The sequence below is a fragment of the Sulfitobacter undariae genome, from assembly GCF_014196805.1.
GTDB classification, from domain to species: Bacteria; Pseudomonadota; Alphaproteobacteria; order Rhodobacterales; family Rhodobacteraceae; genus Sulfitobacter; species Sulfitobacter undariae.
The window spans coordinates 1-14,812 of sequence record NZ_JACIEI010000023.1; the positions used below are offsets into that span (position 1 = coordinate 1).

10 protein-coding genes and 1 pseudogene are annotated in these 14,812 nt (G+C 52.9%); 8 read left to right on the plus strand and 3 right to left on the minus strand.

Going from position 1 to position 14,812, the window contains the following annotated elements:
* Nucleotides 1-51 precede the first annotated feature (51 nt).
* Nucleotides 52-2,409, minus strand: a complete 2,358-nt coding sequence (locus GGR95_RS17715) for a calcium-binding protein (protein WP_184568210.1) — start codon at nucleotides 2,407-2,409, stop codon at nucleotides 52-54.
* Nucleotides 2,410-2,974: 565 nt separating this feature from the next.
* Here GGR95_RS17715 and GGR95_RS17720 point away from each other — a divergent pair.
* The 3 genes from GGR95_RS17720 to GGR95_RS17730 all read left to right on the plus strand — a co-directional run bounded on the left by GGR95_RS17720 (nucleotide 2,975) and on the right by GGR95_RS17730 (nucleotide 7,180).
* Nucleotides 2,975-5,626, plus strand: a complete 2,652-nt coding sequence (locus GGR95_RS17720) for a calcium-binding protein (RefSeq protein WP_184568211.1) — start codon at nucleotides 2,975-2,977, stop codon at nucleotides 5,624-5,626.
* Between the two features lie 678 nt (nucleotides 5,627-6,304).
* Nucleotides 6,305-6,823 carry a cell wall hydrolase gene (locus tag GGR95_RS17725; RefSeq protein ID WP_184568212.1) on the plus strand — a complete coding sequence of 173 codons (519 nt, stop codon included), beginning with the start codon at nucleotides 6,305-6,307 and terminating at the stop codon, nucleotides 6,821-6,823.
* Nucleotides 6,824-6,850: 27 nt separating this feature from the next.
* Nucleotides 6,851-7,180, plus strand: coding sequence for a DUF2322 family protein (locus tag GGR95_RS17730; RefSeq protein WP_184568213.1), 330 nt, complete (start codon nucleotides 6,851-6,853; stop codon nucleotides 7,178-7,180).
* Between the two features lie 446 nt (nucleotides 7,181-7,626).
* Here the strand turns inward: GGR95_RS17730 and GGR95_RS19220 are convergent.
* A pseudogene (locus tag GGR95_RS19220) lies at nucleotides 7,627-8,563 on the minus strand (DDE-type integrase/transposase/recombinase).
* A gap of 266 nt (nucleotides 8,564-8,829) precedes the next feature.
* On the opposite strand from GGR95_RS19220, the gene GGR95_RS17740 reads away from it, so the two are divergent.
* Nucleotides 8,830-10,770, plus strand: coding sequence for a TonB-dependent receptor domain-containing protein (locus tag GGR95_RS17740; protein ID WP_246423444.1), 1,941 nt, complete (start codon nucleotides 8,830-8,832; stop codon nucleotides 10,768-10,770).
* An 85-nt stretch (nucleotides 10,771-10,855) separates the two neighbouring features.
* Here GGR95_RS17740 and GGR95_RS17745 read toward each other — a convergent pair whose 3' ends face one another.
* Nucleotides 10,856-11,143: a DUF2218 domain-containing protein gene (locus tag GGR95_RS17745; protein ID WP_184568215.1), complete on the minus strand. Its 288-nt coding sequence runs from the start codon at nucleotides 11,141-11,143 to the stop codon at nucleotides 10,856-10,858.
* 125 nt (nucleotides 11,144-11,268) lie between these two features.
* On the opposite strand from GGR95_RS17745, the gene GGR95_RS17750 reads away from it, so the two are divergent.
* Genes GGR95_RS17750 through GGR95_RS17765 form a run of 4 tightly spaced genes read left to right on the plus strand, consistent with a single transcriptional unit; the run spans nucleotide 11,269 to nucleotide 14,793 of the window.
* Complete coding sequence (locus GGR95_RS17750) at nucleotides 11,269-12,159, plus strand: siderophore ABC transporter substrate-binding protein (protein WP_184568216.1); 891 nt, start codon at nucleotides 11,269-11,271, stop codon at nucleotides 12,157-12,159.
* The gene (locus tag GGR95_RS17755; protein ID WP_184568217.1) at nucleotides 12,160-13,107 is read left to right on the plus strand and encodes an ABC transporter permease; all 948 of its coding nucleotides are present in this window, start codon (nucleotides 12,160-12,162) and stop codon (nucleotides 13,105-13,107) included.
* Nucleotides 13,100-14,044 (plus strand): iron chelate uptake ABC transporter family permease subunit, encoded by a 945-nt coding sequence (locus tag GGR95_RS17760; RefSeq protein ID WP_184568218.1) that lies wholly within the window; start codon nucleotides 13,100-13,102, stop codon nucleotides 14,042-14,044. Before GGR95_RS17755 ends, GGR95_RS17760 begins: the two co-directional genes overlap by 8 nt.
* Nucleotides 14,041-14,793: an iron ABC transporter ATP-binding protein gene (locus GGR95_RS17765; protein ID WP_184568219.1), complete on the plus strand. Its 753-nt coding sequence runs from the start codon at nucleotides 14,041-14,043 to the stop codon at nucleotides 14,791-14,793. Before GGR95_RS17760 ends, GGR95_RS17765 begins: the two co-directional genes overlap by 4 nt.
* The last annotated feature ends 19 nt before the right edge of the window (nucleotides 14,794-14,812 follow it).

Below are 14,812 nucleotides of genomic sequence, written 5' to 3' on the forward strand. Positions count from 1 at the left end.
GCTCCATGGAGAAACTCCCTTATAATCCATCTGTCAGGGCTGAATCTCAGATCAGGGGCTCACAAGGAAGGTGGGGTGGGCGCACCGCTTACAGTCGTCGCCTATGCCGCCTTCAAGAGTGTCAGCGCCGGCGCCACCATGGAGCGTGTCGTCGCCCGCGTCCCCATAAAGAAGGTCATCGCCATCGTTGGCGTCAATGTGATCATTGCCGTCCTCACCGTGAATCGTATCGTTGCCCGCGCCAGCATAAACAATCTCATTGCCCTCGCCGCCATAGATCGAGTCGCTTCCGCCCTCTCCATAAATCCAGTCGCGCCCGTCTCCGCCATAAATGGTATCGTCGCCGCCGCCCGCCCGTATTGTGTCGTTGCCCGCACCCGCTTGGATGGAATCGTCATTATTGCCAGCGAGGTTATCACCTGCGTCAACCCTGTCGCCTTCTGGATCACCGGTATAGTTGGCGTCAATCAGGTCGTTTCCGTCTGTACCTTCAACAATGTAGTCTGGTGTTAAATCTTCCGAAGGAAGCTGCATGATCTCAATCTCGGAAAAGTTGAGCGTGATCCAGTTGCCATTTGCATCCAGTAATTCGACACTGCCAGAAAAGCTATCTAGGTCTGCGTCTTGGGTCTGTTCCAGATTGCGATAGGCGGCCCATTCCCGCAGATCCATCTCGTCAACATCAGTATCAATGACATCTGTACCGCCACCTGTACCGCCATCTACGCTAACAATAGCGCCATCCACATAGCTACCTGCCGCAACTCGAATGTTATCCTGATCATCGCCCGCGAATACTGTATCATTTCCGTTGATCAGTTCGATGTAGTCGATGCCCGCGCCTGCATCGATACTGTCATTGCCGTATCCCGCATAGATCACATCATTGCCGACACCTGCGTCGATGGTATCATCCCCGAAGCTGCCCGAAATGGAGTCATTGCCCTCGCCGCCGGTGAGGAGGTCATTCCCACGTTCGCCATCGATGTCATCGTCGCCTACACCACCATCAGCGGTGTCATTGCCGGCACCACTGTCGATGTGATCATTGCCAACACCGCCCTCAATAAGGTCGTCATCATCGCCTGCCGAGAGGTAATCATTTCCGTCACCGCCGATGAGGGTGTCGTTACCTGCGTCTGCGTATAGAAGGTCATTCCCTTGACCGCCTATCAGTGAGTCATTGCCCGCCCCGCCGTAAATGAAATCTCTGTCGTCGCCACCGTCGATCGTATCGTTACCTGCATCGCCGTAAAGAGTGTCTGACCCGTCATTGCCGCAAATCAGATCATCATCATTACCGGCCTTGACGCTGTCATTACCTGCGCCCCCGTGAATGGTGTCTGACCCATCCCCGCCGATGAGAATATCAGAGCCTTCGCCTCCGCTCAAAGAGTCGTCATCTTCACGACCATCGAGAGTGTCATCCCCATCGCCGCCGTATAGTTCGTCGTTGCCCGAATTCCCGCGCAATTGGTCGTTGTCCGCACCCCCGTGCAGCGTGTCGTTCCCGATGCCGCCAATGAGGGTGTCAAAGCCAGCGTCGCCGTAAATTAGGTCATCTTCGCCTTGCCCGTAAAGGTAATCATCCCCTTCGCCGCCATGAAGCGTATCGTTCTCGCCGCCACCTTCGAGGGAGTCATTGCCGATCCCGCCTTCGATGTAGTCGTTACCTTCGCCCCCCCCAATTGTATCATTGCCAGCCTCGCCATAAAAAACGTCATTTCCTTCACCGGCGATGATCACGTCGTCGCCCGTACCCGCATAAACCGTGTCATCACCAACGAGACTGTTTATGGTGTCATTGCCTGCTCCGGCATGAATCTCGTCATCGTTGCTGGCTGTGATTGTATCATCGATCCTGTCACCCTCAGGATCCCCTCTGTACAGGTTGTCGATAGTATCGTCTCCGTCGGTGCCCTCCACGATATAGTTTAATGGGTTGAGCACAGTTGGCGCGGTCGTCCATGAGTCTGGGATCATCTGTATCGTTGCACCGCTTGGCATCTGAATAGCGTCTGCCATATCAATAGTAGCAGGTGCGGCACCTTGATCCGGGAAAAACATGAGATAGGCACCATCAACATTCACCCCTGACGCATCATAGGTTTCAATGTTGGCAACCGTATATGTTGTACCTGTTGCTGTATCAGTAGCCCGCAATACGCCATCAATGAAGATACGTGTGCTTGTGCCCGCGATCAGCTGATTTGGGTCACCCTCATCTTCGAGCAAGCCGGCAGAACTATCGTTTTGAAGCACCCGGTCATTGTCGGTATATTCAACATTGCTTGAAGAACCTGAAATGATGATCTGCCCGACATCACTAGTAGCACTATGGGCAAAGTCTACTTCAGCGGAGGTAGTATAGCCCGTTCCCATTGCATAGACATGATTTAGAGTTGGCATACTTTACCTCACTGGTGATTAAAAACGGGATTTGGAAAATAGCCCTGATAGGGGCGCAGTCGGCACGTGTATGTCTGAGAATCATGATCAAAAGAGGGTCCAAATGTGGTGATGGTAAGTTGTGAGGATCACCAGAGGCACCGTAAAATTAGCCGAACCAGTGCCTTAGCCAAAGCAGGAAAGGGGGCTTTGCGAGTTCAAGTCAAAAACGAATGTACGGCTCTCTGGTGATGACATCGTTTTGTGCTGGCTTTCTCGAGCGGATTTTCAATGAAAAATGAACTCAGAGCAGTACTCGATTGCCCGAGCTGAATCACATTGCTGGTCATTGGCGCAAGATCCGAAATTCTCTGTATTCGGTGAAATGTTAACGACAGGGCGCTTTTGTTGCCTTGTTTGCAACAATCCACCCAGATAAACGAAATAGAGGAAATTGGAGTAACAGATTAATATTGTGAGGAAAATTGCGACATTTTTGGGGCAGCCCTGTTTCGGGATGAATTTTTTTCTGGTTCAAATTCGTGAATAGGGCCACAAACCGATAACTCTTTTCGTTAGGAAAATCATGCCCAGTTCCAGCAGTTCAATTCTCTATACTTTGGCCGGCGATGATGCTGCCATTTTTCAAGTGAACCCGCAAACAGGTGAGGTGAGCTATCAGTCTTGGTTCACCCCGTCCTATGCAGAAGTCTGGGATATGGACCGCGATCACATTTATGAAGTGTCGGTTTTGGGCTGGGATAGCACAGGCACCGAAGTCAGCCGCAGCGATCTGGAGTTGATTGTTACGGAAACCGATGCCATCTGGCAGCACACAGATGGGAGCCCTGTTGTGGCTCCGCCCGATCCGGCAGGCTTTGTCGATGCGGTGACGCCAAGTGACGCAGCCATCTATACTCTTGCGGGGGAAGATGCCGCGATTTTCCAAGTTGACCCGAAAACGGGTGAGGTGAGCTATCAGTCTTGGTTCACCCCGTCATATGCAGAAATCTGGGATATGGACCGCGATCATATCTACGAGGTTTCTGTTATCGGGTGGAATGACAGTGGCGTAGAAGTCAGCCGCGATGATTTGGAACTGGTGGTCTCGGAAACTGATGCGGCATGGCAATATGCTGACGGCAGCCCGATTGGGGGCGCTGCAGAGGTTGTTGGCCCCATCATATATTCTTTGTCAGGCGAAGATGCCGCGATCTTCCAAGTGGACGCGACCACAGGCGAAATAAGCTATCAGCCATGGTTCACGCCGTCTTATGCCGAGGTTTGGGATTGGGACCGTGATCACATCTACGAAGTGTCCGTGATCGGCACCGACGCGACTGGCGCAGAAGTGAGCCGTAGCGATTTGGAGCTGGTGGTTTCCGAGACGGACGCGGTTTGGCAAAATGCAGATGGCACGCCAGTGGTTGCGCCTGTCGATCCGGAAGAGCCCGTTACGCCTGTCGATCCTGAGGTTCCGGCCGATACAATTGTTTATTCTTTGTCAGGCGAAGATGCAGCGATCTTTCAAGTGGACCCGGCCACAGGCGAGGTGAGCTATCAGTCATGGTTTACGCCGTCTTATGCCGAGGTTTGGGATTGGGACCGCGATCACATTTACGAAGTGTCCGTTATCGGTATTGACGCCAGTGGCACAGAAGTGAGCCGCAGCGATTTGGAGCTGGTGGTTTCCGAGACCGATGCAGTTTGGCAAAATGCAGATGACACGTCAGTGGTTACGCCTGTCGATCCTGAGGTTCCGGCCGATACAATTGTTTACTCTTTGTCAGGCGAAGATGCGGCGATTTTCCAAGTGGACCCAGCCACAGGCGAGGTGAGCTATCAGTCATGGTTTACGCCGTCTTATGCCGAGGTTTGGGATTGGGACCGCGATCACATCTACGAAGTCTCCGTCATCGGTACTGACGCCAATGGCATAGAAGTGAGCCGCAGCGATTTGGAACTGGTGGTCTCTGAGACAGATGCGGTTTGGCAAAATGCAGTTGATCCGGTCGACCCAGTTGATCCGGTCGACCCAGTTGATCCGGTCGACCCAGTTGATCCGGTCGACCCAGTTGATCCGGTCGACCCAGTTGATCCGGTCGATCCAGTTGATCCGGTCGACCCAGTTGATCCGGTTGACCCAGTTGATCCGGTTGACCCAGTTGATCCGGTCGACCCAGTTGACCCAGTTGACCCAGTTGATCCGGTCGATCCAGTTGATCCGGTCGATCCAGTTGATCCAGTTGATCCGGTCGATCCAGTTGATCCGGTCGACCCAGTTGATCCTACAGTACCGGTCATTGATGTTGTCAGACTCGCTACAGATGCGCAGGAAACGGTCTATGGTATCCGTGAGGACACCTCGTCACGGGGTATTGATTTGGCAGGGGCACTGGTTACTGCGACCTTTGCAGATGGGACTGTGGAAACTATGACGTGGGAAGCGTGGGGTGCCTATACAAATGGGGGCGCTACAGGGACTGACATCAGTATGTCTTATGGCTGGAGCCAGCACGAAATGACGCTGACCAAGACTTTGGCCACGCTTGAGATTAATCTCGCACCTGCTGGATCGGTTTTTGACACGACTGTTACGCTCGATGATGATCCGCTAGGCGGCTCCACTCCGGGCTCTAGTTTTGGATATACATTCGGGTTTGTAGGGGACAATGCCGAGATGAGTGGCTCAGTGACAGTCACTTATTCGGGTATCGTCAATCTGGTTGGTCGCGCCGCTGACGGCGATTTGTTCACAACTTTGCTGATTGATTTCTCCGGTCTAGACGGTGGCGGTGTTATTGGCGATGTGAGCTGGAATTCAGACATCGACTCCTTGCTTTACGTTGGTGATCTGGCCCCTACGGGCACGGCTGCTGCTTTGGCAGGTAATGATACCCTTGAGGGCACGGCTGCTTCCGAGTTTTTGAACGGTGCAGCTGGCGATGACGTTTTGATTGGTGGGGCTGGTGATGACGTTCTGAACGGCGGTGCCGGAGCAGATGTGTTTGTCTTTGAAAATGGATCAGGCAATGATGTGATTGTAGACTTTAATCTCACTGATTTTGATTCACTGGCGATCCGTGACTTTGGCTTTGAGGATATCGCTTCCGTGCTGCTCGCGACAACAGAAGTTGACGGTAATGCCGTCATCCAGCTGGACGCAGACGATAGCGTCACTTTGGTCGACGTAAGTGTGGCTGACCTGATGGAACACAATACGTGGTTTATGGGGTAAGCAATTAACCTGGCAAACTTACTTTAAAATGCATGATGCCGATCCTCTTTGTTTTAGAGGGTCGGCATTTTTGTGTTGCGATAGCCGCCATTTCTTTTGTAGCCGCTAGTTGTGATTGAGCGGGGTAGGGGACTTGTATCGTGTGGAGGGATCGGCGTGGTTCTGATCCAGTATCGGTCCGCTTTTCGACGTATTGGTGACATTTGAGGGTTGTGGCATCATCAGGCCCCATTTGGTCTCTGCGCCCTAAAAAACCGAACGAGAACGCGCTCAATTCACCAAGGATAATCCAGACCCTAAAATCAGGCCGTCTGAACCGGTTAGAACTTTCGGCAATTGTCTTGGTCTTGCCGCAATGGGTACGTAGTGGGAGCCGGTTTCCTCGGTAAGAGGCTACGACGTTTAACATGATATTTCTGGGGGACGCGCATGATAGCATCTTTGCGGAAAATGTAGCGTCAGAGAGCTTTTCCCGGGCGCGATGGCATTGCATATGATGGGCGCTTGTCCCTGCGCTTGTGGCAACTGGAACGCGGCTTACACCTTGGCTTACCAAATCGGGGGGATGTGATGGTTCGGCGGAAAACGGGCAGGGTGCCTGCTTGCGCCTTGTCTGTTTGTCCATGTCTGCGTTATTACAGGGCGAACACGCCCATCCCCAAACCAAAGGCAATCTGTATGCGACATCGTCAAAAAACACTGAAAACCGCATTGGCGTTAAGTGGCCTCGTCGTTCTGGTGAGTTGTGGTAAACCCGCGCCCCCCCAAGCTGCGCCAAAGAGTGAATTGGACTGTATGGCGAGAGCTATGTACTTTGAATCAAATCGTTCCAGTCGGGACGGGATGGTTGCGGTGGGCAGCGTTGTTATGAACCGTGTGGAATCCGACGCCTACCCGAACACCGTTTGTGGTGTGGTAGGGCAGAAAAACCAATTTGCCCCCGGCGTGATGACCAAGGAGATGCAACTCCAAACGGCTCCGCTTATCACAGGCACAGCGCGCTCCGTTTACAATGGAGAGAGGCATCCAAGGATTGGAAATTCCAAATTTTTCCATGCCGCTTGGTACAAGGCATCTTACAACAATATGCATTATGTCCTGACAGCCGGCGGCAACGCATTTTATGAAAAGAGAAAGCCACAAAATGTGACGTCACCTTCGCCGCTCCCTGCTGTTGAGGGGCTGACTCAGCCGTGATGAAAACCAACAATTTGGATCAATGAGATGATTGTACCCACCGCATCATTTGCGAAAAACCTACAGCTTTTACCGCCAATTGAAAATCTTGTTCGGGTCGAACTTACTGACCCGGCTGGGGACATTGTTGCGACAATCGAAAATCAGCCGGGCAAACAGGGTGCGCTTGCTGTCTATCAGTATCTTGGACAAAATTTCGATCTGGTTAATTCCGATGCCGCCACTCATGCGCTCGCTGTTTTTGCAGAGCATACTGAAGACGCCAAAAACCGCCCGGGCGCTCACCCAAATATAGATCGGTTATTTGCGATCATTGGTGGGGGCGCTCCCTTGGGCATCCGGTTGGTTACTGACTAGGGAATCCACTGGATTGCCCCCTTGGGTATTGGTACTTTAGGGGGAGGGCAGGCAAGACAGCCATGCAAAAGGGAATAAGCCATGAAGCTTTGTTTGATAGCTGTTATTGTCGGACTGACAGCCTGCAGCCCATCGGAGCCTGGTGTTTGCAGGGTTATCCAAATGTCGGAAGGTGAACATGCGGCCCATGAGGCGTTACCAGACGCGCTACGGCCCTCCTATTGCGCTATTCAGTTAATTTCGGACGACATGCCTGTAGAGGTACAGCTCGACTGAAACTAGCCTCTGTATTCAGGCTTTTAAGGACGTAACATTCCGATAGGTGGTTCGGCTCGGCCATAGGGTGTGTGTACCTTGCAGGAAATGCTGGCTGGGACTCATGAAACTGAAGTGGTCCTGCTTTTTCGACCAGTTTTCAGCCTTGTTAAGATGGATCAGGGTTTCATTTAGGCTGTTAATCTCATTGGTTCTTTTTTGCTGGCATAGACCTCATCAGGGGTCAAGATGCCGTGCGGCGAATGCGAGCGCTCGGCGTTGTAGTATGCCAACCATTTTCTGATACCAGCCCGCATTTCTGAACCTGTCTCAAAGGCATTCAAAAAGATGCATTCATACTTCAACGACCGCCATAGCCGTTCGATCATGCGGTTGTCGCGCCATGCGCCTTTGCCATCTATTACCGTCAGTGCATTGCGCAGCAATGTCACGAGAGGCATGCTGATTTTGATCTTTGCGTCGCTCAGCACGTCGATCCAAGCGCCGCTGGTAAACTGGCTGCCTTGATCTGTATTGAATATCTCCGGCTTGCCATACTTGGCCAAAGCTTCCTTCAATGCCTCAACGCAGAAATCCGCGTCTATGCTATTTTATAGGCGCCATGCCATGACCTTGCGACTGTGCCAATCCACCCCTCTCGGGATCATGCTTTGCATGACCCTGCCCAGCAGTGAATGATCTTCATGAACCGCAGGTTCTCAGCGCTCTCGCCTTTCGGCTGATAATACAGGTGGGACCGGGTCAGCGTCAGCAGCTTGCATTGGCAACGCAAACTCAGCTTGTGGTTCTTGCTCACCATTCTATGTCCCACTGCCCGGCAGTGCATGCTAACATGCACGAGAGGGGGCCAAAAATCCCGCTCCACCACCAGCTAACCAATCTTGGCATGCAGCTTATCGACGCCCGCAATACTCACCTGCTCTGGGGCCGCACCTCGGCGCGTAAAGGCTGTTCCATATTCTCTATCGCCGCGCGTTTACATGTGCCAATCTGGGTCGGGTGAACGCCATATTTCTTGGACAGATCTGCCAACGTCATCTCCTCGCGGATTGCTTCAAGCGCAACCTTGGCCTTGAAATTAGGGGAATGGTTCTTTCGTTTCCTCATTTGGGATCACTACTTTCACAAGTTGATCCATCTTAACTACTGGTCCGAAATCCTGCGACCACCTCTGAAGTGGTTTTGGGTTAGAGTAAGCCGCCTTCTTGAGAGAACGTAATGGCATTTGAAGCGGTGAGAAGTCCGTAAGCTCTTGATTGCTGTAGTAAGTTGTGATCTTCAGCTAACCTGTCAGGCAGCCATTGATTTAATTCATAGCAACCGAATTATCAAAAAAAACAGGATTGCTGCCCATGCTCCCCTCACGTTTTCTAATGACCCTCACAGCAATGCTGTGGGCAACAACAGCACTTTCTCAATCGAACGAACCCTTTCAGCTGAACACAATTGTCCTTGATGCAGCGGCTGAAAACGATAATTCGGTCGAGGTTACAGCCGAAGACATTGTGCGCCAAAACCCTGCTGACATTCAGGACCTTTTCAAAAGCGAACCTACAGTATCGGTAGGGAGCTCGATCCCCGCATCCCAAAAGCTATATGTGAATGGGGTTGAGGAAACCAATTTCTCTGTGACCATCGATGGCGCGCGACAGAACAACAAGATTTTCCACCATAATGCTACGACGCTGATTGATCCATCACTGCTGAAAGCTGTCCGAGTCGATCCAGGCGTCGCCTCTGCAGATGCTGGAGCTGGTGCGTTGGCGGGGTCGGTTGCCTATGAAACCCGCGATGTCGATGATCTGTTGGCCGACGATTTGAGCTTCGGTGGCTTTGTAAAATCCGAATATGACAGCAACGGCGACATTTTCACCGAAAGCGGTTCGGTTTACGGGCGCAAGGGCGGGTTTGAATATCTCGGCTTCCTGAAAATCGCCGACGGTAACTATCGTGATGACGGTGCAGGCGATGCTATCATTGGGTCGGGCACCAACATGATGTCTGGACTCGGTAAAATTGCATATAAAACTGTCAACGGCGACCGCTTTGAGTTTTCTGTCGAGCAGGTCAGTGACGATGATGCACGCCCTTACCGCGCCAACATTGGGCAGATTTTTGGCGGGCGTCCTGTGCCCTTGACGCGTAACTATGATCTGACGCGCCAGAATTTTGTTTTTACCTACACCAATGAGACGCCTACAGGCTGGTGGGACCCAACGATCAAGCTTGCCTACAGTAAAACTGACCTCATCATCGACGAGACGGATCAGTACATCGATGGCACCACGTCGAGCTTGAATGGTAAAATCGAAAACCGCTTTGCGCTGGAGCAAGGCAGCATCACTGCAGGGGTTGATTTCTACTCGGACAAGGCGTCTTTGGATTATCGCTATTTGTCCGACAGTGCCTTTGACGAGAACGGTGAAGAAGAAGCTCTGAACATCGGCATTTATGCCCAAGCACGGCTTGATCTAAATCAGCGCACGCGCGTCTCTTATGGGGTGCGCGGGGATTTCCAAGAGTTCACCGGCGCTGACGGCAACATCTATTCCGACAAGGGCCTGTCGGGTAATCTCTCGGCCGAGTTCGACGTCAATGATCAACTCACTTTGAGCGCTGGTTACTCGCAGGTGTGGGGCGGTACGTTTCTTGCCGAGAACTTCATTATAAACCCCGCTTGGACATATCCCGCCGAGGGGATTGAAGCCGTTCAATCCAAAAACCTGTTCTTTGCCGCCAATGCGGACCTGGGCGCATGGGACTTATCAGGTAAGATTTTTCGCACAGATATAGATAACGCCCGCGCGCCCAGCTACGGTGGTGGCTCGGATCTGACAGCCAGCCTCGAAAGCCGTGGCTTTGAGTTGGGTCTTGGATATGCTTGGGAAAACGGGTTTGCGCGGATCGGCTATGCAAATATCGATTCTGATGTGAATGGAAGGGCGGCAGATTCCTACACGGGGAACTACCTGACGACACCTTTGGGAGAGGTCATCACACTGGAAGTTGCGCATCGTATACCGCAACATGGGCTTACCATCGGTGCTGATGCCCAATTGGTGCTGTCCGAAACAGACACTTATGACACTGCTACAGGCGGTGCGGGGCCGACTTTGCCCTCATACGAGGTTGTGAATGCGTTTATCCAATGGGAGCCAAATCAGCTTGAGAATTGGACGCTTCGTGCAGAGGTTAATAACCTGTTCGACGCCGATTATTCCAGCCGTGCCACCTATGGGCAAGAATTTGCAACAGTTGAAACGCTCAGCGAAGCTGGCCGTTCGCTCAAAGTATCAGCATCTTTGAAGTTCTGATAATATATCAGTAAGGCGCGGCTCTTCCCTTGGGAGGCCGCGCCTTATGCGCCTATAACGAAAGCGAGGCGCCTAGTGTTTGGCGTTATTCCAGCGTCCATTCCATCGTTTTAACCGTCTCCCGAAATGCAAATGTTTCCAGATGCCGGTCGATCACGTTATGAACGGCGGGGATCGCGGCGGGGTCTTGTACTTCGCACGTCAGGCTCAGCCCCGTGTCGGTTGCGGTCATATGGGCCGTGCCCATTTCAAACGCCGCCCAGCCATTTTCAGTATCGCACGAAACCTCAATTTTATGCCCGAAGTGTTTGCATAGTTGCTGCATGTATTTCGAAGCGTTTTCAGTCGCGTAGTAGCCTTTTATGAGCGGCATGTGAGATCCCTTGTTGCATGTGTCCGTATGGGCTGGACAAATAATATATGGCTTCGTAGAGAGCTGGAAACAACCCATAGCAAAGCCAACTTTTGTGAGCCATGCGTCGAGACAAGGAATTCGACATGTTCAGAATCATAGCTTTGATAACTGCCACACTGGCACAACCCGTTTACGCCCAGTCGGTATCTGTGGATACTTTTGTAGGCACCGTCGAAATCGCGGCACAGCCGGATAATATAGCAGTGTTTGACATCGCAGCATTTGACACACTGAACGCCTTGGGCGTTTCTGTTGAGGGCTTGGTGCGTCCCGTATTTCTGGAATACCTCGAAACTGCGGCCAAGGACACGGTGCCTGTGGGCTCTCTTTTCGAACCTGACTTCGAGGCGGTTTTTGCGCTTAAACCTGATCTGGTCATCGCCGGCGGGCGGTCCTCGGGGCAGGTTTCCGAATTGTCGCGTATCGCGCCGACGATCGATATGACGATTGGCGAAGATACAGTGGCGGATGGATTGGCTCGCTTGGCCAGTTACGGGGTGCTTTTTGACAAACAGGCGCAGGCTGCGGAGCTTGCGGCGGGTTTTGACAGCAAACTGTCAGACGTGCGTGCTGCGGTCGCCGGACAAGGCAGTGCATTGATTGTGATGACCAACGGCCCCAAGGTCAGCGCCTATGGCACTGGTGGACGCTTTGGTTGGTTGCACGATGCATTGAACCTACCAGAAGCCGTTGAGAGCGTAGAGCAGAACACCCATGGCGAGGCGATCAGCTTTGAGTTCATCCGTGAGGCAAACCCTGACATCTTACTGGTGGTCGACCGCCTTGCAGCCGTTGGGCAAGATGGTGACAGCGCCCGCACGACGCTCGACAACGCCTTGGTTCACGAGACAAGAGCATGGCAAACGGGCCGTGTGATCTATCTCAGCCCCGCGCCCATCTATATTTCCGGCGGCGGTATCCAGTCGATGACCGTGACATTGGACGAGATCCTTGCGGGCATGAAGGACGGCTAGATGATCCGCGTCACACTGATCTTGACGCTGGCTCTTCTTGCTGTGCTCTCGCTGTTTGTCGGTGTGGCGGATCTATCGCCGAGCGCCTTGTTTTATGACAGGGCGGCGTTGGACTTGTTGTGGACCAGTCGCGGGCCGCGCACGGTTGCGGTTATCATCACCGGTGGCACGCTTGCGGTCAGCGGTACGATCATGCAGATGATTGTGCGCAACCGGTTCGTCGAGCCGATGACAGCAGGCACGGGGCAGGGCGCGGCGCTTGGTATTTTGTTGGTCACCGTGTTTATGCCCTCTATGCCGATCCTGATGAAGATGGGGATTGCATCCGCAGTGGCATTGGCAACCAGCGTCATCTTTCTTGTGATCGTAAACAGGTTGCCGCCCACACAGCCGATGTTGGTGTCTTTAGTGGGAATGATCTATGGGGGCATCCTCGGGGCCTGCGTCTTGTTTTTCGCCTATCAGGCCGACCTTTTACAATACATTGATATCTGGATGAACGGCGAATTTTCTGGCGTCCTGCAAGGGCGGTATGAACTGCTTTGGATAGCCGCCGCTGTGGGGATATTAAGCTATCTGGCCGCTGACCAATTTGCGATTGTCGGTATGGGCCGCACAGTGAGCACCAATTTAGGGCTCAATTATACCCAAGTTGTCATCATTGGATTGCTGTCGATTGCTATCGTGACTGCTTTGACCGTTGTGACAGTCGGAATGATCCCCTTTGTCGGACTGGTTGTACCCAACATCGTATCCCGTCTGAGCGGAGACAACCTGCGTGCCACATTGCCCTTAACCGCCGTGAGTGGCGCAGCACTGGTTCTGGCCAGTGATATTCTCGGCAGGGTGCTGCGCTATCCCTATGAGATACCGGTTGGATCGGTTTTCGGAGTCTTGGGCGCGGTGGTTTTCTTGTGGCTGCTCTATGCCCCGCGTCGCCATGTTTAAAAGGCGTCTGATCCTGCTTGCGGTGCTTCTGGCCGCTTGTACTGCTGGCTATCTGATGCTGGGCGCGCAGGGGAATTGGGGCTTTGTACTGCCGTTTCGCGGTAATAAACTGGCAGCGCTGATCATTGTTGCGGTGGCCATTTCAACGGCAACAGTGCTGTTCCAAACTATCACCCACAACCGTATTCTTACCCCTTCGATCATGGGGTTTGATGCGCTTTATGTTCTGATCCTCACGGTGCAGATTTATGTGCTGGGAGCGCAAGAGTATGTTCATCTGTCGCAGGCGGGCCAATTCGTCGCAAACATAGGGTTGATGCTGGTGGCGTCGCTGGCGCTTTTTGGGACCTTGCTGAGCCGCGCACGGGGCGATCTGATGCGGATGGTTCTGACAGGGATTATCCTTGCGGTGTTGTTGCGCGCGGTTACGAGTTTTTTGCAGCGGGTGATTGACCCCAATGAATATGCCGTGGTTCAGGGGGCATCATTTGCGCGGTTTACGCGGATCGACGTTGAGCTTTTGGCTGTTGCCGCTCTGCTGACTTGTTGTGCGTTGTTGGTCACTTGGCGTTTGCGGCACAGGCTGGATGTTCTGGCTCTTGGTGATACGGCTGCCATTAATCTGGGCGAGGCGCCAAAGCATAATATGTTTGTGATCCTTGTGCTCATTTCGGTCCTTGTGTCCGTCTCAACGGCGCTTGTTGGGCCGATGGGCTTTCTGGGCCTCTTGGTTGTCAGCCTTGCGCATCTGATCACGCCCACGGCGTCCCACGCCACCTTACTGCTGTCGTCGGCGTTGATTTCGGCGCTGACGCTGGTGGGCGGGCAATTTATCTTGGAGCGTGTGCTGGGGATGTCTACGCCGCTGATTGTCGTGATCGACGTTGTTGGCGGCATTGTTTTCTTGATCCTGCTCCTGAGGAGAAAATACAGATGATTGTGATCTCTGATGTCGACTATTTTATAGGGCCAGTGAAGATCTTGGATGGGGTCAATCTGGAGCTACCGAAAGGTGGGATTTCGGCATTGATTGGGCCGAACGGTGCGGGAAAGTCCACGTTGTTGTCGCTGATCGCACGGCTGATGCCACTTCAGGCAGGGACCATCACCGTGGATGACCTGACGGTGGGGGCGTGCCCGAATAATACCCTCGCGCGCAGGCTTGCGATCTTGCCGCAGGCCAGCGATGCCGCGCCGCTGTTGACGGTGCGCGAGTTGGTGGGCTTTGGGCGTTATCCTTATCACAAAGGCCGGCCCACGCCAGATGACCACGCCAAGGTTGAGGACGCACTAGAGGCATTTGGGCTTGTCCCTTTTGCCGACCGACGGCTGGACACATTATCCGGCGGGCAGCGTCAGCGCGCGCAGGTCGCGATGACCTATGCGCAAGATACGGGCTATATTCTGTTGGATGAGCCGCTTAACAACTTGGACATCGCGGCATCACGTTCGTTGATGCGTGTGTTGCGTGAACTGGCGGCTGCCCATGACCGCACAATCGTCATTGTCTTACATGATATCAATTATGCCGCAGCTTATGCCGATTTGATCGTTGCGATGAAAGGCGGCAAGATTGTTGCAAAAGGCACGCCCGATGAAATCGTGACAGAGGATATTCTGAAAGAGGTGTTTGACACTGATCCCAAAGTGCACCGTATTGATGGCAAGGTCATGATCGAGGTATAGGTATCGCCCCGATGAAAGG

Excerpts from the sequence above, each read along its gene's own strand:
- GGR95_RS17730 (WP_184568213.1), top strand. The coding sequence starts at position 6,851 with ATGATTGTACCCACCGCATCATTTGCGAAAAACCTACAGCTTTTACCG.
- GGR95_RS17715 (WP_184568210.1), bottom strand. The coding sequence starts at position 2,409 with ATGCCAACTCTAAATCATGTCTATGCAATGGGAACGGGCTATACTACC.
- GGR95_RS17720 (WP_184568211.1), top strand. The coding sequence starts at position 2,975 with ATGCCCAGTTCCAGCAGTTCAATTCTCTATACTTTGGCCGGCGATGAT.
- GGR95_RS17755 (WP_184568217.1), top strand. The coding sequence starts at position 12,160 with ATGATCCGCGTCACACTGATCTTGACGCTGGCTCTTCTTGCTGTGCTC.
- GGR95_RS17765 (WP_184568219.1), top strand. The coding sequence starts at position 14,041 with ATGATTGTGATCTCTGATGTCGACTATTTTATAGGGCCAGTGAAGATC.
- GGR95_RS17740 (WP_246423444.1), top strand. The coding sequence starts at position 8,830 with ATGACCCTCACAGCAATGCTGTGGGCAACAACAGCACTTTCTCAATCG.
- GGR95_RS17750 (WP_184568216.1), top strand. The coding sequence starts at position 11,269 with ATGTTCAGAATCATAGCTTTGATAACTGCCACACTGGCACAACCCGTT.
- GGR95_RS17760 (WP_184568218.1), top strand. The coding sequence starts at position 13,100 with ATGTTTAAAAGGCGTCTGATCCTGCTTGCGGTGCTTCTGGCCGCTTGT.
- GGR95_RS17745 (WP_184568215.1), bottom strand. The coding sequence starts at position 11,143 with ATGCCGCTCATAAAAGGCTACTACGCGACTGAAAACGCTTCGAAATAC.
- GGR95_RS17725 (WP_184568212.1), top strand. The coding sequence starts at position 6,305 with ATGCGACATCGTCAAAAAACACTGAAAACCGCATTGGCGTTAAGTGGC.